The following is a 23,322-nucleotide window of genomic DNA, read 5'->3' on the forward strand; positions in this document are numbered from 1 at the left end:
ACGGCCTTTTCATTCTCGTCAGTTCTCGTCAGTTCTCGTCAGTTCTCGTCAGTTCTTGTCAGTACGAACACCTCGAAGAGCCAACGGCGAGCCGTCCAGGGGATCGCACGTCAGGCGCGCACCGGCAGGCTGACCCACGCCCGGCGCCCGGCCGACTCCGCCATGGCGTCCAGTGCCGCGGCACTGCGCACCGCGTCCGCGAGCGTGGCGCCGTACGCCCTGCCCTCGGCGATCGAGCGCAGGAAACGCCAGGCCTCGACGACCTTCAGGTCGTCGTAGCCCATCGCGTTGGCCGCGCCCGGCTGGAACGCGGCGAACTCGCCGTCGCCCGGACCGACGTACACCGTGCTCACCGGCTGGTCCTGGTAGGTCGTGCCGCGGCTGACCGCCAGCTCGTTCATCCTGCGGAAGTCCCAGAACACCGCGCCCCTGGTGCCGTGCACCTCGAAGCCGTAGTTGTTCTGCTCGCCCACCGAGACCCGGCAGGCCTCCAGGACGCCCCGGGCGCCGGAGGCGAAGCGGAGCAGGCAGTTGACGTAGTCCTCGTTCTCGACCGGGCCGGGCTCGCCGCCGACGGCGAGGGCGTGACCGGCGGTGGCGCCCGCCGGGCGGGCCCGCTCCGGCAGGAAGATCGCGGTGTCGGCGGCCAGCGACGTGATGTCTCCCAGCAGGAAACGGGCCAGGTCGGCGCCGTGCGAGGCGAGGTCCCCGAGCACCCCGCTGCCGCCGCGCTCCCGCTCGTAGCGCCAGGTCAGGGCGGCGTCCGGGTGGGCGGCGTAGTCGCTGAACAGGCGGATGCGCGCATGCGTGACCGTGCCGATCCCGCCGGAGGCGATCAGGTCGCGGGCCTTCTCCACGGCGGGCGCGCCCCGGTAGTTGAAGCCGACCGCGCCCTGGACACCTGCCTCGGCGACCGCGTCGGCCACCGCGCGGGCGTCCTCCCCGGTCAGGCCGACCGGCTTCTCGATCCAGATGTGCTTGCCCGCCTCGGCCATCGCCACGCCGATCTCCCGGTGCAGGAAGTTCGGCGCCGTGATGCTGACGGCCCGGACGCGCGGATCGGCGGCCACCTCGCGCCAGTCCCGGGTGGCGGAGGCGAACCCGAACCGCTGCGCCGCCTCCTCGGCCCGCCCCGGCACCTCCTCGGCGACCGTCACCAGCTCGGGACGCAGAGGGAGCTGCGGATAGTGGTGCCGGACGCGGGCGTACGCCTGGGTGTGCACCCGCCCCATCCAGCCGAACCCGACGACGGCGACACCGAGCGCATCCACCATGACAGCCCCTCTACGGACGGTCCACATCCTGTCCGGGCCACCTTTGTACGGACATGAGCCGCGCGTCAACGAACGGGCCGACGCGCCCCTCGCGGACCCCCGTCCGAACCGGCGGACGGGCCGCGGCCACCGGCGCCGTGCGGCCCTGTCAAGGCCTCAGAGGTTGATCGCGTACGCCTTGCGCAGCGTCTCGTGCACCGTCCACGTCGTACGGTCGCCCGCGCGCAGCACGGCCATGTCGCCGGGCCCCACCCGCAGCGTCGACCCGCCCTCGACCTCGATCGTCGCCGACCCGCTGATCACGACGAACAGCTCGTCCGCCTCGGTGTCGGTGACCACGCCCGGGGTGATCTGCCAGATCCCGCGGATCTGCCGGCCGTCCGCCGACTCCCAGACCACCTTCCCGGTCACCTCCGGGTTCCCGGAGACGATCTGCTCCGTGGCGAGAGGCTCGGGTTCGAGGTCGGCGTCGGCGATGTGGAGCGCGAAGCTGTGCGTCATGAGGCGACCCTAGCGAGCGCGTCCGCCGCCCGGCCGTCGACAGTGTGTGCGGCATCGGGCCTGGTGGGAGGACACTTCGTCGGGCGGAACGGCACGTCGGGCGGCGCGGTCGCCGAGGTGGCGCGAACGCGGGGCGCGGGTGATCGTGAGGAGCATGGGTGACTCCACGGCAGCCGCGGCCACAGCCGCGGCCGAACCGCACCGGCAGCACGACACGCGCGAGGCGCTGCTGTTCGGCGGGGTGTACGGCGCCGTCCTCGCGAGCTCGTTGGTCGCCGCGCTCAGCAAATACGGCACCACCTCCGCCGCCGGCCGCCGCTACGACGCCATCTGGGTACTGATCACCGCACTCGCCTCCGCCCTCGCCCACGGCTACGCCCACTACATCGCCGAGCGCGCTCCGCACCGCCGCTGGGACGTGCTGCGCAGCCTCCGGGACGAGTGGCCGCTGGTCATGGCCGTCCTGCCCACGGTCTTCCTGCTCGCCGGCGCGGGCTGGAAGTGGTGGCCGCCGAACAGTGTGCAGTACCCGGTGTTCGGCGTGAACATCGCGATCCTGTTCGCCCTGGGGCTGGTCACCGCCCGCTGGTCGGCGCGCAGTTGGCCGGGCGCCCTCCTCGTGGGCGCGGTGGACGCGCTGCTCGGGGTGGTCGTCGTGGTGGCGAACGCGCTCATCAAGTAGGCGGCGGTGGCCCTGCCGGTCACGGTGCCGGCAGGGCCACCGGGCGGGGGCTCAGCGCGTGGTGCGCACCCCGTCCAGAGCGATCGCGAGGACCCGGTCGCGCTGGGTGTCGTCGTCGAAGGTCGTCGCCGTGATGCCCGCGACCATCCGCAGCAGATCGCCGAAGTCCATGTCCTTGCGGGCCACGCCCGCCTCCTGGGCCCGCTCCAGGAGGGGGCCGCCGGCCGCGTACATCGAGGAGCGGCAGGCCATGAAGATGTCCGACTCGTCGTTCAGGGCCTCGCGCACCGCGCGCTTGGTGACCAGGTAGCCGGCGAACCGGTCCAGCCACGTCGTCAGCGCCTCCCACGGCTCCAGGCCGGCGACCTCCACGGAGGCCCGGCACAGCGCGTTGACCTCGTCCGCGTAGACGGTCTCGAAGAGGTCGCGGCGGGTCGGGAAGTTCCGGTAGAGGGTGCCGATGCCGACGCTCGCGCGCCGGGCGATGTCCTCCAGGGAGGCTTCCGCGCCGTGCTCCGCGAAAGCGTCGCGGGCGGCCGCGAGCAGGGCGTCGAAGTTGCGTGCGGCGTCCTTACGGTGCGGTCGGCGGGACGCGACGATCTCGCTGACGGGGTACGGCGTGGCCGTCACTGCTGCCTCCCGGAGGGAATCGAGTTGAACCGGAGGGGTGCCTCCGCTACAGTGGAGGGGTGCCTCCACTTTAGCACTGTGGGGGTGGCCTCGCCGTGGGCGGACGCGTCCGGGCGCAGGCCTCCGCACCAGCGAGGCACGGACCGTGCGTCGGCGCACCGACCGATGACCGATTCCTTCCGGCACCCCTCGCACCCTCCCGGATCCCCCCATGCTGCCTCCGGGCAGCCGACCCTCCACGTCTTCCCGACAGTCAATCCTCCGCGCTCGGATTTCGGAGAGGCTTCTTCATGCCCCGTAAGTCCACCCGCCTCACCTTCGTCGTCCTGGCGACGGGTGCCGGCGTGTTCTCCATGCTGCAGTCGCTCGTGGCGCCGGCCCTGCCGACCGTCCAGCACGCACTGCACACCTCGCAGTCCACCGCGACCTGGGTGATGACGGCGTACCTGCTGTCCGCCTCGGTCTTCACCCCGATCCTCGGTCGCGTCGGCGACCTCGTCGGCAAGAAACGCACCCTCGTCGCCGTCCTGGTGGCCGTCCTCGCCGGCTGTCTTATTGCCGCGCTCGCGCCGGACATCGGCGTCCTGATCGTCGCCCGGGTCGTCCAGGGTGTCGGCGGTGCCCTCTTCCCGCTCTCCTTCGGCATCATCCGGGACGAGTTCGACGCGTCCGAGGTCGGCGGCAGCATCAGCAACCTGTCCGCCGTGATCGCCGCGGGCGGCGGTGTCGGCATGGTGGCCGCCGGCCCCGTCGTCTCCGCGCTCGGCTACCGCTGGCTGTTCTGGATCCCGGTGGCCGTCGTCGCCGCGACCGTCCTGATTGCCGCGCGCTACGTCCCCGAGTCACCCAAACGCGCCCAGGGGCAGGTCAGTTGGCTCGGCGCCGGACTGCTGTCCGCCTGGCTGGTGGCCCTGCTGCTCCCGCTGAGCCAGGCCGGACAGTGGGGTTGGGGCTCGGCGAAGGTGCTCGGCCTGTTCACCGCCGCCGCGGTGCTGTTCGCGGTCTGGCTCGCCACCGAGGCACGCTCCCGAAGCCCGCTGATCGACCTGCGTGTGATGCGGCTGCCCGCCGTCTGGACCACCAACCTGGCCGCCTTCCTCTTCGGTGCGGGCATGTACGCGATCTGGTCCTTCCTGCCGGGTTACGTCCAGACGCCGTCCGCCGCCGGGTACGGCTTCGGTGCGAGCGTCACCGGGTCCGGACTGCTCATGCTGCCGATGCTGCTCGCGATGTTCCTCTCCGGCGTCGTCTCCGGCCGCCTGGAACCCCGCCTCGGCGCCAAGCCGTTGCTCACCACGGGCGCCGCGCTCGGTGCGCTCGCCTGCGGGTTCCTGACGCTCTGGCACGACGAACAGTGGCAGATCGCCGTCGTCGCGGGCCTGTTCGGCCTCGGTATCGGACTGGCCTTCGCCTCGATGGCCAACCTGATCGTGGGCAGTGTCCCGCCCGAGCAGACCGGTGCGGCGACCGGCATGAACGCCAACATCCGCACCATCGGCGGCTCCATCGGCGCCGCGCTCACCAGCGTCCTCGTCACCGGCCGGCTCCAGCCCTCCGGCCTGCCCTACGCCTCCGGCTACACCCACGGCTGGGCCCTGCTCGCCCTCCTGTGCCTGGCCGCCGCCGGCGCCGCCCTCCTCGTTCCGGCCGGCCGCGCCACCGGACGCGTCGTGGGCGCCGCCGCGGACCGGGCGGCGTCCGTGCCCGCGCGAGTGCGGTAGGGTTGACCTGCGTGATCACACGGAACATCCCGCGTGAGACCGCAACGGGACGTGGCGCAGCTTGGTAGCGCACTTGACTGGGGGTCAAGGGGTCGCAGGTTCAAATCCTGTCGTCCCGACTTTACGAAGTCGCAGGTCAGGGGCCGTTTCAGAGGGAATCTGAAACGGCCCTCCGGTCATTCTCGGGGACCGGTTGAGGTCCTTCCCCCAGCCGCTGAACCTGAACTCACGCCAGAGCCGGGTGTGCCCAGCCGCAACGGCGTCATGATCTCGCCGCCGCTCTGCCCCGCGCCCACCGGTTCCGCGTGCCGCCGTGCCCGGCACGGCGCAGGATGCGGCCTCAAGACGGCACATTAGATCTTGCACGCTGAAATTTTATTGTTGCAATGTTCTGTCTAGTCATTGCGTGACCCTGTCGCTGACATTACGGTCCCCCTCGCGTCACCAGCACCCCCCTGCCTTCCCCCCACCCTCCCGTCCCTCCTTGCGTCACGTCCCTCCCTCCCTGGCGATGTCGGCGGAACATTTCCGGCATGTTCTGATAAAAGGAGTGGTAAGTGCTCCATTCCATCCGAGAACTGAGACGAGCCCTTGTCTGGGCGGTCAGCACCGCGATGGTGGCTGCCGTCGGCATCGTCGCTCTGGCCGTCCCACCCGCCTGGGCGGCGGCCGCCGCCACCGGCGGCAGCGGCGCGAGCCTGCCGTACGTCGAGGTGCAGGCGGAGAACTCCGCCACCAACGGCACGACCATCGGCCCGAGTTACACCCAGGGCCAGCTGGCCGACGAGGCGTCGTACCGCAAGGCGACGACGCTCCAGGGCACCGGCGCGTACGTCACGTTCACCACGCCGGTGGCGACCAACTCGATCAACTTCCGGTACAGCATCCCCGACACCTCGGGCGGCTCGGTCTACACCGCCTCGCTGTCGCTGTACGTCAACGGCGTCAAGCAGCCCGACTTCACCCTGACCAACGCCTACAGCTGGTACTACGGCAGCTACCCCTTCACCAACTCGCCGGGCAGCAACCCGCACCACTTCTTCGACGAGGCGCACCGCCTGTTCTCCACCACCTATCCGGCGGGAACGACCTTCAAGTTGCAGGTCGACCCGGGGAACACTGCCTCCTCGTACACCATCGACTTCGCCGACTTCGAGCAGGTCGGCGCCGCCCTGACCGCACCCCCGGGGTCGGTGTCGGTGACCAGCAAGGGCGCCGACCCAACCGGTGCGACCGACGCGACCAGCGCCTTCAACGCCGCGATCAGCGCGGCCGGCCCCGGCGGCACCGTGTGGATCCCGCCGGGCACCTACAACATCCCCGGCCACATCAGCGTCAACAACGTCACGATCGCCGGCGCCGGCATGTGGTACTCGACCGTCACCGGCACGGCACCGGGCTTCTACGGCAACTCCGCACCCTCGGCCAGCACCGGCGTGCACCTCCAGAACTTCGCGATCTTCGGCAATGTGCAGGAGCGCGACGACAGTGCCCAGGTCAACGGCATCGGCGGCGCGATGAGCAATTCGACCGTCTCCGGCCTGTGGATCGACCACATGAAGGTCGGCGCCTGGATGGACGGCCCGATGGACGGGCTGACGTTCAGCGGCATGCGCATCCGTGACACCACCGCGGACGGCGTCAACTTCCACGGTGCCGTCACCAACTCGAAGGTGACCAACAGCGACATCCGCAACACCGGCGACGACGGCATCGCCACCTGGGCGGACTCCGGTATCGGCGCCGACGCCAACGACACGATCTCCGACAACACCGTGTCACTCCAGATCCTCGCCAACGGCATCGCGATCTACGGCGGTCACGACAACACCGTCAGCGGCAACCGGGTGGTGGACAGCGGCATCACCCAGGGCGGCGGCATCCATGTGGGGCAGCGCTTCTCGTCGACGCCGGTCGGCACCACCACGATCTCCGACAACACCATGATCCGGGACGGCAGCCTCGACCCGAACTGGCAGTTCGGCGTGGGCGCCCTGTGGTTCGACGGCAGCCAGGGCGCGATCACCGGCCCGATCAACGTGACCAACGCGCTGATCCAGCAGAGTCCGTACGAGGCCGTCCAGTGGGTCGAGGGCACCATCAGCGGTGTCAACCTCACCAACGTGACCATCGCCGGCACCGGAACCTTCGCCCTCCAGGAACAGACCGGCGGCGCGGCCAAGTTCACCGATGTCACGGCCACCGGCGTCGGCTACTCCTCCCCGGTGTACAGCTGCTCGGTCGGGAGCTTCACGGTGACCGACGGCGGCGGCAACTCCGGTATCGGCGGCACGCCGTACTGCGGAGGGTGGCCGGCTCCGGTCTACCCGCCCTACCCGTCCGAAGGCGTGACGGCCACCCCCGGCGTGCTCAACTTCGGTTCGGTCCCGACCGGTTCGACGAGCGACGCCCAGACCGTGACGGTCTCCAACCCGACCAACACCGTCGCGTCCGTCTCGTCGATCTCCACCACCGGCGACTACTCCCAGACCAACACCTGCGGCTCGTCGATCGCGGCGAACGGCTCGTGCACCGTCAGCGTGAAGTTCGCGCCGACCACCACCGGCAGCCGTAACGGCGCCTTGACCGTCAACGCGGGCGGGATCACCAACACGGTCTCCCTCTCCGGTACCGGCACCGCGCCGGGCCCGGTCCTCAACACCGACCCGGCGAGCCTGACCTTCGCCGCAACGGTGGTCGGCTCGTCGGCCACCGCGCAGACGGTGAAGGTGACGAACTCGGGCACCGCCTCGGCGACCGTCTCGGGCGTCGCGGTGACCGGTGACTTCAGCCAGTCCAACAACTGCTCCACCCTCGCGGTCGGCGCGTCCTGCACGGTGAACGTCGGCTTCAAGCCCACCACGGGCGGCTCGCGCACCGGCAACCTGACGATCACCAGCAACGCCAACAACAGCCCGACCGTCGTCACCCTGGCCGGCAGCGGCATCGACAGCACCACCAACATCGCCGCCGGGCGGCCGGCGTCGGCGAGTTCGAGCAACAGCCCGTACGTCGCCTCGAACCTCACCGACCCGGACGCCTCGACGTACTGGGAGGGCACGAACGGTTCGTTCCCGCAATGGGCCCAGGTCGACCTCGGTCAGAACTACGGCGTCGGCAAGGTCGTGCTCAAACTCCCGCCGGTGGCGGCGTGGTCGGCGCGAACCCAGACGCTGTCCGTGCAGGGATCCACGGACGGCTCCAGCTTCTCCACGATCAAGGCATCGGCCGGGTACACCTTCGACCCGAACAGCAACAACAACACGGTGACCATCACGTTCAGCGCCGCCACGGCGAGATACGTGCGGGTGAACATCACCGCCAACACGGGTTGGAACGCCGCCCAGTTGTCGGACTTCGAGGTGTTCCCCAGCGACGGCGGCTCCTCGCCGGCGACCTTGTCGGCCAGCCCCACGTCGTTGACGTATTCCACCCAGGCACTCAACACCGCCAGCAGCGCGCAGACGGTCACGGTGACCAACACCGGTACCGCGGCGGCGACCGTCTCCGGCATCACTGTCACGGGTGACTTCTCGCAGACCAACACCTGCGGGGCGTCGATCGCGGCGAACGCCTCCTGCACCGTGAGCGTCACGTTCGCGCCCACCGCGTCCGGCACCCGCACCGGTGATCTCAGCATCGCCAGCAACGCGTCGAACGGCACGACCACGGTCGCGCTGACCGGCACCGGCGCCGGCACGGTGAGCAGGAACCTGGCGGCCGGCGCGGCCACCACCGAGTCCAGCCACACCGACGTGTACCCGTCGTCGAACGTGACGGACGGCAACCAGGGCACCTACTGGGAGAGCGCCAACAACGCCTTCCCCCAGTGGGTCCAGGTCGACCTCGGTTCCGCGCAGAGTGCGAGCCGCGTCGTCCTCCAGCTCCCCGCGACCTGGGGCGCCCGCAACCAGACGCTGTCCCTGTCGGGCAGCACCGACGGCTCCAGCTTCACCACCGTCAAGTCGTCGGCCACGTACACCTTCGACCCGACCACCAACAACACGGTCACCATCACGTTCACCGCGACCACCCAGCGGTACCTCCGGGTGAACATCACGGCGAACAACGGCTGGCCGGCCGGTCAGATCTCCGAATTCCAGGTCTGGAACACCTGACCCGACCTGTCGGTGCCGCCGGGCGACCTCGCGCCCGGCGGCACCGACCACCGAAGAGGAGTCCAGATGGGTGTCACACGCAGAGTCTTCTTGAGGGCCGCGATGGCGGCCACCGCGGTGGGAACCGTGGGCGCCACCGAGACCGTACTCGCCCCGACGGCGTCGGCGGCCAGTGCGCCGGGCGACGTGGTCGGCAAGGTCAGTGTCGGCTACCAGGGCTGGTTCGCCTGCGTCGGCGACGGCGCGCCCATCAACGGCTGGTGGCACTGGAGCCAGGACTGGGGCCGGTCGCCGTCCCCGACCAACACCAACATCACATGCTGGCCCGACGTGCGTGACTTCACCAACACGTACCAGACCTCGTACGCGGCCCTCGGCAACGGCCGGCCCGCCACGCTGTTCTCCTCGTACGACCAGCAGACGGTGAACACCCACTTCCTGTGGATGCAGCAGAACAGCATCGACACGGCCGCCCTGCAACGCTTCAACCCGACCGGCGGCGAGGGCCCCACCCGCGACGCCATGGCGACGAAGGTGCGCAGCGCGGCCGAGGCGTACGGGCGGAAGTTCTACATCATGTACGACGTCTCCAACTGGACGAACATGCAGTCCGAGATCAAGACGGACTGGACGAACAAGATGTCGGCGCACACCGCGTCCTCGGCGTACGCGATGCAGAACGGCAAGCCGGTCGTCTGCATCTGGGGTTTCGGCTTCAACGACCCCAACCACCCCTTCTCCGCCGACGCCTGCCTCGACGTCGTCAACTGGTTCAAGGGCCAGGGGTGTTACGTCATCGGCGGTGTCCCGCGCGAATGGCGGACGGGCACCGGGGGCTCGCGGCCCGGCTTCCTGGGCGTCTACCACGCCTTCAACATGATCTCGCCGTGGATGGTCGGCGCCATCGGCAACGTGACGGAGGCCGACAACGCCTACAACACCTACACCGTCGGCGACCAGGCCGACTGCAACGCCAACGGCATCGACTACCAGCCCTGCGTCCTGCCCGGCGACGTCTCCGGCCGGCAGCGCGCGCACGGCGACTTCATGTGGCGGCAGTTCTACAACGTGGTGCGGGCCGGGGTGCAGGGCATCTACATCTCGATGTTCGACGAGTACAACGAGGGCAACCAGATCGCCAAGACCGCCGAGACTCAGGACTGGGTGCCCACCAACTCCGGGTTCCTCGCTCTGGACGAGGACGGCACCGCCTGCTCCTCCGACTACTACCTGCGCCTGACCGGCGACGGCGGCCGCATGCTCAAGGGCCAGATCGCGCTGACCGCCATCCGTCCCACCCAGCCGGTCGTCCCCACCGGCGGCGACACCACACCGCCCGCCGCGCCGGGCGCCCTCACCGTCACCGGGCACACCAGCACCTCCGTCTCGCTGGCCTGGAACGCGTCGACCGACAACGTCGGCGTGACCGGCTACCGCATCCTTCAGGTGTCCGGCTCGACCAGCACGCAGGTGGGCACCACCAGCGCCACCTCGTTCACCGTCACCGGACTCGGCGCGTCCACCGCGTACACCTTCGACGTCGTCGCCCTCGACGCGGCGGGAAACGTGTCGCAGCCCTCCAACCAGGTCACCGTCACCACCGACCCCCCTTCCGGCACCACCAACCTCGCCCTCCACCGGCCCACCGCGGAGAGCAGCCACACCCAGGTCTACGCCTCGGGCAACGCGACCGACGGCGACACCAACACCTACTGGGAGTCCGCCAACAACGCCTTCCCGCAGTGGGTCCAGGTCGATCTGGGCGCCTCCACCGGCGTCAGGCGGATCGTCCTGAACCTCCCCCCGGCGACCGTCTGGGCCACCCGCACCCAGACCATCTCCGTCCAGGGCAGCACCGACGGCGGCACCTTCGCCCAGCTGCTCGCCTCCGCGGGCTACACCTTCGACCCGGCGACCGGCAACACCGCGACCCTCACCCTCCCGTCCACCGCCACCACCCGCTACGTACGGCTCACCTTCACCGCCAACAACGGCTGGCCTGCCGGGCAGGTCTCGGAGTTCCAGGTCTTCGCCGCCTGATGAACAGAGGGCCTCGGCCTTGCGGTCGCGTTCCACGTTTGTGCGTGTCGCGCGCTGGTGGCAGCTCGGCACTCCCTGGCCGGCTGCCCCGGCGCGTCGCTCACGTGTGGGGGCAGAGCACGAAGTCCGGGTACGCGCGCCAGGTGCGGCCGTCGCCCAGTTCGGCAAGGGCCTCTCGGACGCCGCGGAGGCGGGCGGGGGGCAGTTCGAGCGGGGGCTCGTCGGGCTGGTAGGTGGTGCGGACCGGGTAGTCGACGCCCGGCGTGGTCGTCATCTCGATGTGACAGCCGAGGACATGGGTGACCGGGCGGCGGTCTGCGAAGTCGATCAGGCGGTCGATGCTGCGGGTGAAGGCCGGGACGTCCTCGATGTAGAGGCGGCCCGGGTAGACCGTGTCGCCGGTGAGGAGGAAACCCGTGGCCGGGTCGTAGTAGGTGACCGCCGACTCGTGGTGGCCCGGGGTGGCCAGGCACTCCAGGGCCCGGCCGCCCAGGTCGACGTGCGCGACGGCGTCCGGATCCGTGTCGAACCCGAAGTACCGCCAGGCGCTGTCGCGGTCGGCGCCCACGAGGGTGGTGTCCGCGCGGTCGGCGAACTGGCCGTCGCCCGCCACATGGTCGCCGTGCGCGTGGGTGTGCAGGACGAGCAGGTGGTAGCCGTCGCGAGGGTGGCGGGCGAGCCAGTCGGTGACGAGCTGGTCGACCACCCGGCGCAGCGGGAAGTACTCGGGCGACTCGGTGGCACCGGTGTCGATCAGCACGGCCCGGTCCCGGCCGAACAGCAGGAACAGGAACGGCGCCTCGTAGTGGACCGCCATGTTCTGCCGCAGGACGAAGGTGTCCTCGTCGTAGGCGTGGACCTGGATGTCCGGGTCGGTGTTGTGCTTGGCCGACGGCGAACCGTGGATCCAGGCGACGTCCATGGCACCTCCTCGCAGGTGGACCGGGGATGGCACTGCCCCGGCCCGCGCCGGGACGCTACCACGCAGGTCACCGGCGAAGCTCACGAGCGCACGAGCCTCAGGAGACGAACCCGATGAGGCCGAAGCCGGGCCGGGCCTCCGCGTGGCGCATCCAGCCCAGGCACTGCATGACGCCGTCCACCTGGAGAAGCTCCTCGTCACCGGACCCGACCAGGGCGCGCGTCCGGGCGACGTCCAGCAGATACACGGTCAGTCCTGAACTCATGTCGCGAACCTACCGGCGGGCACCGACACTCCCGCGCGGGGGCTGGATCGTCGCGCGGCCGGACATGAAAACACGCCGTTCGCGGATTGGGCGAACGGCGTGTCGGCATGGCCGGGGCGGACGTCTCCCTCCCCCGAAGGAGACGTCCGCCCGACCGATTCCCCCGGTGCCGGACTCAGGACAGTAAGAGTGCCGTCCCACGCCCTGGCGGCGCCTGAGTCGGGGGCTACTCAAGTCGGCCTGTATCAGAACTGAGTAACCGGACTCCTGTTGACGTGACGACTTACAATCAGGACGCGAAGACCCTTGAACTGCCCTGGCCGTTCACCGGCCGCGAGGACGAACTGGAACTGGTCCGCGACGCGTTGGCCTCCGGACGGCACGGCATCGTGGTGACCGGACCCGCCGGCAGCGGCAAGACCCGGCTGATCACCGAGGCGGTCCGGGGCGCCGACCGGGCCCGGGTGACCGGGACACCCGAGACCCGTGGACTGCCCTTCGCGGCCTTCGCGCACCTGCTCCCCGAGTCCGTCTCGCTGCACCGCGCCGTCCAGCTCCTGTGCGGTGTGCGCCTCCTCGTCGTCGACGACGCCCACCTCCTCGACGAGGCCTCGGCCGCGCTCGTCCACCAGCTCGCCGTGCACGGACGCACCCGCCTCGTCGTGGCCGCCACCGACGGCGCGGCGGCGCCGGACGCGGTGACCCGGCTGTGGACGGGCGAACTGCTGCCCCGGCTGTCCCTGGAACCGCTGCCCCGCGAGGACACCGCCCGACTCCTCGCCGCGGCCCGCCTGGAACCGCTCACCACGGACCGGCTGCACCGGCTGTGTCGCGGGGACCTGCGGCTGCTGCGCGACCTGCTGGGCGCGCTGCGCGCGTCCGGGCGGCTGACCCGCGTAGCCGACGGCGACGAGTGGGCGTGGCGCGGCGCGGTCCCCGTCACCGGGGCGGTACGGGAGCGGTTGGCCGTCGTCCTTGACCGGTCCGGACCCGGGGAACGCGAGAGTCTCGACCGCCTTGCCTTCGCCGAGCCTCTTCCGCTCCCGCTGGACGACTTCGACCTGGGTGTCCTCGAAGACCTGGAGGCGGACGGCCTCGTCCATGTCGACGAGCGGGGCCGTGTCCGTCTCTCCCACCCCCTGCACGGGCCGGCCGTGCGCGCCACCGCCGGCCGGCTGCGGGCCCGTCGCCTCGCACCCGCGCCGGAACGGCTCGGGCCCGCCCTGGAGGCCGAACGGTCCGTCTTCGTAAGGCGGTTGGAGCAGCAGCGGGTGACGCCGGTACCGGCACCGGTGGGGGACTGGCTGCTCGCCGAGGAGCTGCCGGTGCCCGCACGGTACGCCGCCGTGCGTGCGCGGTACGCGCGGCTGCGGGGAGAGCTGCGGGAGGCGGTGGCCTGGGCGCGGGAGGGGGTGAGCCGGACGCCGGGGGATGCGGTGTGCTGTCGCGAACTCGACTTGGCTCAAGGGCAGTTGGGTGAGGAGGTCGGACGGGGAGACGGGGAGAGTGGGGCGCGGGCCGCGGCGGCTCGGGGGGACGGCGACGGTGACCTGGGCGTGGTCGACGGGGACGAGGTGTTCGCGCTCTACGACGCCGTACGACTCGGTGCGCCCGAGCGGGTTGCCGGGCGGCTGCCGGCCGGCGGGGTGTTCGCCCGGCACGCGGAGGCGCTGGCCCGGGGGGACGGGGCGGGACTGGACCGGGTGGCGGAGGAGTTGGAGGAGCGGGGCTTCGTGCTGTTCGCGGCGGAGGCGTGTGCGCAGGCGGTACGCGCTCACCGGGATCCGCGTGCCGCGCGGCTTTCCCGTACCCGTGCCGTCGCGCTGGCCCGCCGCTGCCAGGGGGCGCGCACGCCGGCGTTGTCCGGGCTCGTCCTCGGTGAACTCACGGCGAGGCAGCGGCAGATTGTCGCTCTCGCGGCGGCGGGGCTGAGCAATCGGCAGATCGCCGAGAGGCTGACGCTGTCCGTGCGGACCGTCGGGAATCACCTGTACAGCGCGTACACGCGGCTCGGGGCGAGTGATCGGGGTGCGTTGCCGTGGTTGATGGACATGCCGGAGGCGCGGCCGGCGTAAGGGGGTGTCGGGACCGGGGGAGGGGGTGCGGGTCGTCGGCCGGCCGCGGGTGGGGTGTGGCCGGTCGCGCGGTTTCCCGCGCCCCTTGGGGGGTGGTGGGCCGCTGGTCGGCGGGGTTGCGGCGTCGTGGGTGTGGGTTGTCGGTCTGCTGCCGGTGGGTCGTGGCCGGTCGCGCGGTTCCCCGCGCCCCTCGGGGTGTTGGTCGGTGGGGCGGTGTCAGGCCGCGCCGAAGGCGGTGAAGGCCCAGGCGGTCGACTGGTGGATGGGGTCGGAGGGTTGGGCGGTGCGGGCGTCGCGGAGGGACTCGGCGAGGGAGAGGCCCGCTTCCAGGCCCTTGTGGAGGGCGAGCATGAGGGGGACCACGGCCGCGTCGTTCACGGGGGCGCTGCTGGCTACCACGCCGGCTGTGCCGAGGGGGAGCAGCGCGGTGACGAGGCCGAGGAGTTCGTCGGCGCCGACCGAGGCGAGGCGCGCGGTGTCGCAGCTGGACAGGATGATGCGGTAGGGGCTGCGGGCGAGGCGTTCGAAGTCGTGGACGATCAGGGGGCCGTCGGCCATCCGGAGGGCGGAGAACAGGGGGTTGTCGGCGCGGAAGGTGCCGTGCGCCGCGAGATGGGCCAGGGCGGCGCCGTCCAGGTGCTCCAGCACGCGGGGGACCTGCGCGGCCTCGCCCTCCAGGACGGTCGCCGCGCCGTTGCGGCCGGCCAGTTCGGGTACCTCCGCGCCGCCCGAGACGAGGCCGGGGCCGCGGACCAGGACGTGCCGGCCGCCGGGCGGCGGCTCGGTCTCTCCGGCGCGCAGCCAGCTGCCCGCCGACGGCGACACGCTCAGCACCCGCTCCCGCAGCGCGGGCAGCAGCGCCCACGGCACCCGGTGCAGCGCGCCCGGCGGCACGATCACCACCGGCCCCGACCCGAGGTGCGGTACGGCACCGGCGAGGAGGAGTTCCTGCAGCCGACGGCCGGCCGTGGCGACCAGCGGGAGCCGGCCCTCGCCACCGGGGTGCGCCAGCCGTCGTAGTCCGGCCTGTACGTACTCCGCCTCGGTCACCGCCTGCGCGAGCGAGCCGCCCGTGAACCGCCGTACCCGGCCGCCTCCGCACAGCAGTACGTGCACGCGCCCGTCCACCACGGCGAGTTCGACCAGCCGTGTGTCGCCCAGCCGGTCCAGCAGCCGGCCGGTGTCGAAGCGGTCGCCGGAGCCGGGCGCCTCCCCGCGCATGTGGTGGGTACGGGAGCGGATCTCCCGCTCCAGGCGCCGCTGTTCACGCTCCAGGGCCGGGACCGGACGGCCGTCCCTGCGGGCCTCCTCCGCGCGGGCGGCGATCTCCCGGTAGGCGGTGAGGTTCCCGAGGAGGGCGGGGTCGGCGGGCGGTCGGGCGGGCGGTGCGGCCAGCACGGTGGCCCGCCAGCGCTCGCTCCACTCCAGCAGCCGGCGCGGGCTGCCCTGCGCCAGGCTCGCCTCCTGCGCGAGCGCGGCCAGTTCGGCGCCCTGCGCGGTGACGCGGGCCCGCAGTTCGGACGCGCCGAGGGTCATCCGGTGGTCGTCGAGGACGTCCAGGCCCCGCCGGCAGGCCTCCAGCACCCCGCGTGCGGAGCCCGCCGCCCGGGCCCGCAGCGCCTGCGCGGCCCAGCCCGTCACGCGGGCCGGCGGGGCTCCGGCGCGGCGGCTGCGCGCGGCCGCCGCCAGGTGCCGCTCCGCGTCCGCGGACCGGCCGAGGGCGAGCGCGGTCCGTCCCGCCAGCAGTGAGGCCTCGGGGGCGGCCGGCGAGCCGAAGGCGTCCAGCCGTTCGGCCACCTTCGCCGCGTCGGCGACCAGCCGCCCGGACCCGCGCCCGGCCGCCGCGCGCGCCTCGGTCAGCACCAGCCGGGCATGCGTCTCCCACCAGGTCCGCCGCTGCCCCGCGAACAGCCGTACGGCGTCGGCGGCGCGGGCGATGGCGGTGTGCGGATCGCCGGCCGAACGGGCCGCCCGCGCGGCGGCGAGCAGCAGTTCGGCCTTGCGCGTGGACTGCCCGCCCATCCGGTCCAGCAGGGCGATCGCCGCGTCCGCCTCGGTGAGCGCCTCCGGGGCGAGCCCCGCCGCCATCAGCACCTCGCAGCGCCGCACGGACAGCATGAACGTGGGCGTGCCGAGCTTCGCGTACCGCTCCTCGGCCTCGTCCAGCAGCCGCAGCGCCACCGGGATGTCCCCGGACCGGAACGCGGCCAGGCCCCGGCTCTCCACCGCGTCCGCCTTGTCGTGCTCCTGGCCCGTGGTGTCCCACAGCCGCTCGGCCGCCGTGAAGTCCGCGTCGGCCCGCTCCACCGCGCCCAGCGCCAGATGCACGGTGGCCCGCAAGGTCAGCGCCCGCGCGGTCCAGATGTCGTCACCGGCCTGCCGCAGCACGGGCAGGGCCCGCCGTACGTCCTCCAGGGACTCCCGGTGGTGCCCCAGCACCCACCACACATAGGCACGCCGGTACAGCACCCGCGCCCTGGTGTGCCCGGCGCCCCGCGCGACCCCCCGCTCGAACGCCGTGAGCCCCTGCCGCGTGCGCCCCGCGTGCACCAGGGCGACCCCCAGCGTCGCGAGCACGTCCGCCTCCCGCTCGGCCGACTCGGCGCGCGCGGCGAGGTCCCGGGCCCGGCGCAGATGCCGCAGTGCGATGCTCAGGTCGCCGAAGTCCCGTTGCCAGATGCCGAGTACCTGGTGGGCGACGCTGGCGTGCAGCGGCGGCGGACCGGCGTGCAGTATCCGTTCGGCGCGTGCCCGTGCCTCGCCCGGGTCGGCGAAGACCATCGGCAGCAGTTCGAGTACCGGCGCGCTTCCCGCTGTCACTCCTCGCATGGTAGTGCCCCGGGAGAACCCGTCACACGGGTTCTCCGTCGCCCGTTCTCTGTACCGGACGGCCCGCCGGCTGTATCAATCGGACGTCCGGCGACTCTCGTTGACGGACACCGGCTCAGGGGGAGGAACACGCCATGGCACCTCAGCGATTCCACGAGCAGTTCGACCACATCCAGCGCTCCATGCCCGACATCCCCCTGGCCATGGGGCCGGACGACTCCGCCGAGTTCCTCTACGAGAAGGGTGTCGTCCTCGCCCGCGACGGCGAGGAGGCCCGCCTGGTCGAGGACACCGTGCGCACCCACTTCACCGACACCCGGGGCCTGGTTCCCGACCATGTGGGTCGCGCGGGCCCGGGGGACAACCGCACCGGAGTCACCCGCATCCGGGTCGCCGACCCGGCCCACGGTGAGGATGTCGTCCCGCACGCCCTCGGCGCCCTGCGGGAGGCCGAGGGCCGCCGGGGCCGCCGGCTGGTCAGCCGCAACCACGTGGTGCACATCGCGGTGAACGCCTGCCCCGGCGACGAGCCGGTGCCCGCTCCCCGCGGCGGACCACCCAACCCCGCACCGGCCGAGGGACGTCACGACGCGCGCACGGCCGTCGGCGTCCTCGTCGTCGACACCGGCCTCGTGCACGACCACACGTCCTACCCGCTGCTCGCCCACACCAGCGGCGATCAGCAGACGAGCGAGACCGGCACCGACGGAGTCCTCCGGCAGTACGTCGGCCACGGCACCTTCATCGCCGGGATCCTCGCCGCCGTCGCGCCCAACACCGACATCACCGTGCGCGGCACGCTGAGCGACGCGGGTGCCGTCCTGGAGTCCGAGTTCGGCGCCAAGCTCCTCGACGCCGTCGACCAGGACGGCTGGCCCGACATCATCAGCCTCTCCGCGGGCACCGCCGGCGCCGGCGCGGAAGGCCTCATCGGACTCGACGCGTTCATGCGCGAACTACGCGAACAGCGCACCCTGTTGGTCGCCGCCGCGGGCAACAACGCCAGCGACAGCCCGTTCTGGCCGGCCGCCTACGCGGCCCTTCCCGAGTACGAGGACTGCGTGCTGTCCGTCGGCGCGCTGCGCGGGGACGGTGAGTCCGCCGCCTGCTTCAGCAACCACGGTCCCTGGGTGCGTGTCCACGCCCCCGGCGAGCGGCTCACCAGCGCCCTCACCGGCTTCGGCACGCCCGTGCCGTACGTGTACCAGCACTCCACCTACGATGCCTGCCGGTTCGGCTTCGACTACGCCTGCACCTGCCAGTACCCGCGTCACACCGGCGTGTTGAGCGAGGCGCGGGAGGGCACCGCCGGCAAGCCGGACCAGGTGATGTTCGACGGCCTCGCACAGTGGAGCGGCACCTCCTTCGCCACCCCGGTCGTCGCCGCCCTCGTCGCCGCCCACATGACGGCGCACAAGGAACGGGACCCGCGCGCCGCCCGCGCCCGACTGCTCGCCTCCGTCACGGAGTCCGCCGACGTGCGCGGGGCGCGGGCCCCGGCGCTCCGCCCGCCCACCTGGCGTCCGGTTCCGGTCATGATCCCGGCGCAGCCCGCATGAGCGCCGGAACCCTCCACTCCACGGCGTACGATGACGTGCCGTACACGAGGGGTGGAGCCGTGGACCGAACAGAGGTCGGCGCGCTGGTCAGGTCGGCCGTCGACGGCGATGCCGCGGCCTGGAAGGCGCTGGTGGAAGGGCTGAGTCCGCTGGTGTGGTCGGTGGTGCGTGCGTACCGGCTCTCGGACGCCGACGCGCACGAGGTCTACCAGACGGTGTGGTTCCGCTTCGCCCAGTACCTCGGCCGCCTCCGCGAACCCGACAAGGCCGGCGCCTGGCTGGCCAGTACGGCACGGCACGAGTGTCTGAAGGTGCTCAAGGGACTGGCGCGGCTGACGCTGACGGACGACCCGCAGGTGCTCGACCGGGCCAGCGAGGCCAGCACGCCGGAACAGTCGCTGATCGACTCCGAGGAGGAGGCGGACCGGGCCGAGCGGATCCGCCAGCTGTGGCAGGAGTTCGAGGAACTCGGCGAGCGGTGCAGGCAGTTGCTGCGCGTGCTGATGGCCTCGCCGCCGCCCAGCTATCTGGAGGTGTCGGCCGCGCTCGGCATCGCGGTCGGCAGCATCGGGCCCCTGCGCCAGCGCTGTCTGCGCCGGCTGCGGGCCCGGCTGGACGCCCGAGGGACGGTGTGAGGAGCATGAACGACGAAGAGTTCCCCGGCGACGAGTTCGGTGACGGCGATCTGCCCGGCCCGAAGAGCCCGGAGGACGGCCTCGCCGGTATCGGCTTCGACGACGCCGGGGTCGACGGCGACCCGCTGGAGGAGGAGCTGCGCCAGGCGGCGGCCGTGCTCGATCCCGTACCGGAAGGTCTGGTCCAACTCGCTCTGGATGCCTACGCGTTGCACGACCTCGACGCCCGGATCGCCGAGCTGGCCTTCGACTCTCGGGTGGACGGGCTGCCGGTCAGGGGAGTGCGGGACGCCCCGCGGATGCTGACGTTCCAGGCCGGTGGCCTGACCCTGGATGTCGAGGTCACCGGGGAGGGGCTGATCGGCCAGGTGCTGCCGCCGCAGTCCGCGCGCATCGAGGTGCTGGCCGGACCCCGGTCGGCCCGGCCGGTCGAGGTCGACACCCTGGGCCGCTTCACCAGCGAGGCACCGCCCGCCGGCCCGTTCGCCCTCCGGCTGCGCACCGGCGACGAGGTGATCGTCACGCAGTGGCTGCGCGCCTGAGCCCGCCGTCGTACGTACCCGGTCGTCCTGTCCCGCGGGACTGCTCCAGCCGGATGCCGAGGCGAGGAAAAGCGAGTGCTAGACGGTGTCCACGAGCGCGGCCAGCGCGGACGCGAGCCGTTCCAGGCCCGGTCCCGCCGGTCCGCCGGGCTCGGTCATGTAGGTGTCCCGCCGGATCTCCACCATCAGCGCGCTCACCCGCCGCTCCCGCCCGTAGTACTCCAGGGGTACGTAGGTCCCGCTGAACGGGCTGTCCAGCCCCGTCTCCCCGCACCCCGCGAACGCCGTCCGCGCCGCCTCGCGCAGTCCGGGCGGGGTGTGGAAGGGGTCCGTGCCGAGGCAGACGGGTGGACGTGGGCCCGTGCCGTGCAGCTCGTACGGCAGCGCCCGCGTCGGATAGGAGTGCACGTCGATGACGACGGCCCGCCCGGTCGCCGCGAGCCGTCCCGCCACCGCCTCGGTCATCGCCCGCGCGTACGGCCGGAAGTACCGCTCTACCAGCGGCTCCGGATCGGTGCCCGATGCCCGCAGTTCACCCCGGTGCGTGGTCCGCGTGTACACGGCTCCCATGCCCACGGCGAGCATCTCCTCCCGCTCGTCCGGGAACCGCTCCGGATCCACGACCAGCCGCGACAGCCGGTTCACGAACCGCCAGGGAGTGAACCCGGTCAGCCCGGCCGCCCGCTCGGCGATCTCCGCGGTGTGCGCGTCGGTGATGTGGTCCAACTCCCGCGCGAGGTCCGTGTCGTCCAGCAGGATTCCCCCGCGCACCTCCTCGGGTATCGCCCGCGCCGAGTGCGGCACATGCAGCAGCACGGGTGACTCGGCGGCACCGGGGAGGAGTTCGAACGAGGCGGCGGGGTCGGGCACGGGCTGCTCCAGGGCGAGGCGTGGGCGACGGAGAGGTCGTCGCAGTGGTCGGCGGCGTGGTGCCGGATCACGGTGTCACACGGCACTGTCCGTGTCTGCTGCCGCCCGTCCGGACATAATCCCGCCCCGTCCGGAGACGCCGCCGCCCCGGCCGGGCAGTGCCGACCGGGGCGGGGTCACTCATGACGACGGCTCGGGAGCCGCCGGCGTCAGCTCAGCGAGGCGAGCGCCTCGTTCCAGGTGGCCGACGGGCGCATGACCGCGTCCGCCTTGGCCTTGTCGACCTGGTAGTAGCCGCCGATGTCGGCCGGGGAGCCCTGGACGGCGAGCAGCTCGTCGACGATCTTCTGCTCGTTCGCCGCGAGGGTCTCGGCCAGCGGGGCGAAGGCCTTCGCCAGGTCCGCGTCCTCCGTCTGCCGCGCCAGCTCCTGCGCCCAGTACAGGGACAGGTAGAAGTGGCTGCCGCGGTTGTCGATGCCGCCGACGCGACGGGTCGGGGACTTGTCCTCGTTGAGGAAGGTCGCCGTGGCGCGGTCGAGGGTGTCGGCGAGGACCTTGGCGCGGGCGTTGCCGGTGAAGTCGGCGTACTGCTCGAAGGACGGCACCAGGGCGAAGAACTCGCCGAGGGAGTCCCAGCGCAGGTAGTTCTCCTTGACCAGCTGCTGGACGTGCTTCGGCGCGGAGCCGCCGGCACCCGTCTCGAACAGGCCGCCGCCCGCCATCAGCGGGACGACCGACAGCATCTTGGCGCTGGTGCCCAGCTCCAGGATCGGGAAGAGGTCGGTCAGGTAGTCACGGAGCACGTTGCCGGTGACGGAGATCGTGTTCTCGCCGCGGCGGATGCGCTCGATGGAGAACTTGGTGGCCTCGACCGGGGGAAGGATCTTGATGTCCAGGCCCTCGGTGTCGTGCTCCGGCAGGTACTGCTTGACCTTCTCGATGATCACGGCGTCGTGGCCGCGGGTCTCGTCCAGCCAGAACACGGCCGGGTCGCCGGTGGCGCGGGCGCGGGTGACGGCCAGCTTGACCCAGTCGCGGATCGGGGCGTCCTTGGTCTGGCAGGCGCGGAAGATGTCACCGGCGGCGACGGGCTGCTCCAGGACGACGTCGCCGGCCTGGTCGACGAGGCGGACGGTGCCCGCGGCCTGGATCTCGAAGGTCTTGTCGTGGGAGCCGTACTCCTCGGCCTTCTGCGCCATGAGGCCGACGTTCGGCACCGAGCCCATCGTGGACGGGTCGTAGGCGCCGTTCGCGCGGCAGTCCTCGATCACGGCCTGGTAGACACCGGAGTACGAGGAGTCCGGCAGCACCGCGAGGGTGTCGGCCTCCTGGCCGTCCGGGCCCCACATGTGGCCGGAGGTGCGGATCATGGCCGGCATGGACGCGTCCACGATCACGTCCGACGGGACGTGCAGGTTGGTGATGCCCTTGTCGGAGTCGACCATGGCCAGCGCCGGGCCCTCGGCGATCTCCGCGTCGAAGGAGGCCTTGATCGCGTCGCCCTCGGGCAGGGACTCCAGGCCCTTGAGGATGGCGCCCAGGCCGTCGTTCGGGGACAGACCGGCGGCGGCCAGCGTCTCGCCGTACTGCTCGAAGGTCTTCGGGAAGAAGGCACGCACCACGTGACCGAAGACGATCGGGTCGGAGACCTTCATCATCGTGGCCTTCAGGTGCACGGAGAACAGGACGCCCTCGGCCTTGGCGCGGGCGACCTGCGCGGCGAGGAACTCGTTCAGCGCGGCGGCGCGCATCACGGAGGCGTCGACGACCTCGTCCTTGAGGACCGGCACGGACTCGCGCAGGACGGTGGTGGTGCCGTCCTCACCGGTGAACTCGATGCGCAGCGTGCCGTCCTCGGCGATCACCGTGGACTTCTCGGTGGAGCGGAAGTCGTTCTGGCCCATGGTGGCCACGTTGGTCTTGGACTCGGGGGTCCAGGCGCCCATGCGGTGCGGGTGGGTCTTGGCGTAGTTCTTCACCGAGGCGGGGGCGCGGCGGTCGGAGTTGCCCTCGCGCAGCACCGGGTTGACGGCGGAGCCCTTGACCTTGTCGTAGCGGGCGCGGATCTCGCGCTCCTCGTCGGTCTTCGGGTCGTCCGGGTAGTCCGGCAGCGCGTAGCCCTTGCCCTGCAGCTCGGCCACGGCGGCCTTGAGCTGCGGGATCGACGCCGAGATGTTCGGCAGCTTGACGATGTTGGCCTCGGGCGTCTTGGCCAGGTCGCCCAGCTCGGCCAGCGCGTCCGCGATGCGCTGGTCCTCGTTCAGGTACTCCGGGAAGTGGGCGATGATGCGGCCGGCCAGGGAGATGTCGCGGGTCTCGACGGCGACACCGGCCTGCCCGGCGTACGCCTGGACCACCGGCAGGAACGAATGCGTCGCGAGGGCCGGGGCCTCGTCTGTGTAGGTGTAGATGATGGTCGAGTCAGTCACCGGGTGCTCCGCTCCACGTCTGCAACATTGCTCGACATCAAGATATCTCGTGATCCCGGCAGGCTCGACAGGGGTAGGGGACTGGTATTGCGCGCCGTGTCGGACGCGTGCCGGGCCGGTGACGGTATGCGCTCGGTAGGGCGTCCTCTGTCACACTCTCCGAGGGGTGACCGGGCCGTCACGGTGCCCGGCACCCGCCGGGCCGAGGCCGCCGGAACCCGTCCGGTCCC

16 protein-coding genes and 1 tRNA gene are annotated in these 23,322 nt (G+C 71.8%); 9 read left to right on the top strand and 8 right to left on the bottom strand.

Annotated elements, in window-relative coordinates; genetic code table 11:
• Positions 1 to 110 precede the first annotated feature (110 nt).
• Positions 111 to 1,274, bottom strand: coding sequence for a Gfo/Idh/MocA family protein (locus ACWD5D_RS10675; RefSeq protein WP_451372433.1), 1,164 nt, complete (start codon positions 1,272 to 1,274; stop codon positions 111 to 113).
• A 156-nt stretch (positions 1,275 to 1,430) separates the two neighbouring features.
• Entirely contained in the window at positions 1,431 to 1,775 is a 345-nt protein-coding gene (locus tag ACWD5D_RS10680; RefSeq protein WP_451372434.1) for a cupin domain-containing protein, read from the bottom strand.
• Between the two features lie 154 nt (positions 1,776 to 1,929).
• Here ACWD5D_RS10680 and ACWD5D_RS10685 point away from each other — a divergent pair, with 154 nt between their 5' ends.
• Positions 1,930 to 2,457, top strand: coding sequence for a hypothetical protein (locus ACWD5D_RS10685; RefSeq protein ID WP_451372435.1), 528 nt, complete (start codon positions 1,930 to 1,932; stop codon positions 2,455 to 2,457).
• A gap of 51 nt (positions 2,458 to 2,508) precedes the next feature.
• Here ACWD5D_RS10685 and ACWD5D_RS10690 read toward each other — a convergent pair whose 3' ends face one another.
• Positions 2,509 to 3,087, bottom strand: coding sequence for a TetR/AcrR family transcriptional regulator (locus tag ACWD5D_RS10690; protein ID WP_451372436.1), 579 nt, complete (start codon positions 3,085 to 3,087; stop codon positions 2,509 to 2,511).
• A 290-nt stretch (positions 3,088 to 3,377) separates the two neighbouring features.
• Here ACWD5D_RS10690 and ACWD5D_RS10695 point away from each other — a divergent pair, with 290 nt between their 5' ends.
• From ACWD5D_RS10695 to ACWD5D_RS10710, 4 genes are all read left to right on the top strand, one after another.
• A complete protein-coding gene (locus tag ACWD5D_RS10695) occupies positions 3,378 to 4,808 on the top strand; it encodes an MFS transporter (RefSeq protein WP_451372437.1) in 1,431 nt (476 codons plus the stop codon).
• Between the two features lie 45 nt (positions 4,809 to 4,853).
• Positions 4,854 to 4,927 (top strand) — tRNA-Pro (locus ACWD5D_RS10700).
• 438 nt (positions 4,928 to 5,365) lie between these two features.
• Positions 5,366 to 8,926: a choice-of-anchor D domain-containing protein gene (locus tag ACWD5D_RS10705; RefSeq protein WP_451372438.1), complete on the top strand. Its 3,561-nt coding sequence runs from the start codon at positions 5,366 to 5,368 to the stop codon at positions 8,924 to 8,926.
• A 66-nt stretch (positions 8,927 to 8,992) separates the two neighbouring features.
• Positions 8,993 to 10,966: a discoidin domain-containing protein gene (locus tag ACWD5D_RS10710; RefSeq protein ID WP_451372439.1), complete on the top strand. Its 1,974-nt coding sequence runs from the start codon at positions 8,993 to 8,995 to the stop codon at positions 10,964 to 10,966.
• A 100-nt stretch (positions 10,967 to 11,066) separates the two neighbouring features.
• On the opposite strand, the gene ACWD5D_RS10715 is transcribed toward ACWD5D_RS10710, so the two are convergent.
• Both ACWD5D_RS10715 and ACWD5D_RS10720 read right to left on the bottom strand, forming a co-directional pair.
• Positions 11,067 to 11,888: an MBL fold metallo-hydrolase gene (locus ACWD5D_RS10715; RefSeq protein WP_451372440.1), complete on the bottom strand. Its 822-nt coding sequence runs from the start codon at positions 11,886 to 11,888 to the stop codon at positions 11,067 to 11,069.
• A 97-nt stretch (positions 11,889 to 11,985) separates the two neighbouring features.
• Positions 11,986 to 12,153: a hypothetical protein gene (locus ACWD5D_RS10720; RefSeq protein ID WP_451372441.1), complete on the bottom strand. Its 168-nt coding sequence runs from the start codon at positions 12,151 to 12,153 to the stop codon at positions 11,986 to 11,988.
• A gap of 275 nt (positions 12,154 to 12,428) precedes the next feature.
• Here ACWD5D_RS10720 and ACWD5D_RS10725 point away from each other — a divergent pair, with 275 nt between their 5' ends.
• Positions 12,429 to 14,228, top strand: coding sequence for a LuxR family transcriptional regulator AbsR2 (locus tag ACWD5D_RS10725; protein ID WP_451372442.1), 1,800 nt, complete (start codon positions 12,429 to 12,431; stop codon positions 14,226 to 14,228).
• Between the two features lie 216 nt (positions 14,229 to 14,444).
• On the opposite strand, the gene ACWD5D_RS10730 is transcribed toward ACWD5D_RS10725, so the two are convergent.
• A complete protein-coding gene (locus ACWD5D_RS10730) occupies positions 14,445 to 17,057 on the bottom strand; it encodes a CHAT domain-containing protein (protein WP_451372443.1) in 2,613 nt (870 codons plus the stop codon).
• 134 nt (positions 17,058 to 17,191) lie between these two features.
• Here ACWD5D_RS10730 and ACWD5D_RS10735 point away from each other — a divergent pair, with 134 nt between their 5' ends.
• Genes ACWD5D_RS10735 through ACWD5D_RS10745 form a run of 3 tightly spaced genes read left to right on the top strand, consistent with a single transcriptional unit; the run spans position 17,192 to position 19,793 of the window.
• Complete coding sequence (locus ACWD5D_RS10735) at positions 17,192 to 18,616, top strand: S8/S53 family peptidase (protein ID WP_451372444.1); 1,425 nt, start codon at positions 17,192 to 17,194, stop codon at positions 18,614 to 18,616.
• Positions 18,613 to 19,251: an RNA polymerase sigma factor gene (locus ACWD5D_RS10740; protein ID WP_451372445.1), complete on the top strand. Its 639-nt coding sequence runs from the start codon at positions 18,613 to 18,615 to the stop codon at positions 19,249 to 19,251. Before ACWD5D_RS10735 ends, ACWD5D_RS10740 begins: the two co-directional genes overlap by 4 nt.
• A 5-nt stretch (positions 19,252 to 19,256) precedes the next feature.
• Positions 19,257 to 19,793 (top strand): hypothetical protein, encoded by a 537-nt coding sequence (locus ACWD5D_RS10745; RefSeq protein WP_451372446.1) that lies wholly within the window; start codon positions 19,257 to 19,259, stop codon positions 19,791 to 19,793.
• 78 nt (positions 19,794 to 19,871) lie between these two features.
• On the opposite strand, the gene ACWD5D_RS10750 is transcribed toward ACWD5D_RS10745, so the two are convergent.
• Both ACWD5D_RS10750 and ACWD5D_RS10755 read right to left on the bottom strand, forming a co-directional pair.
• Entirely contained in the window at positions 19,872 to 20,663 is a 792-nt protein-coding gene (locus ACWD5D_RS10750; protein WP_451372447.1) for an N-formylglutamate amidohydrolase, read from the bottom strand.
• A gap of 209 nt (positions 20,664 to 20,872) precedes the next feature.
• Positions 20,873 to 23,092 carry an NADP-dependent isocitrate dehydrogenase gene (locus ACWD5D_RS10755; protein ID WP_451372448.1) on the bottom strand — a complete coding sequence of 740 codons (2,220 nt, stop codon included), beginning with the start codon at positions 23,090 to 23,092 and terminating at the stop codon, positions 20,873 to 20,875.
• Between the last annotated feature and the right edge of the window lie 230 nt (positions 23,093 to 23,322).

Source organism: Streptomyces sp. NPDC002520, from assembly GCF_053595235.1.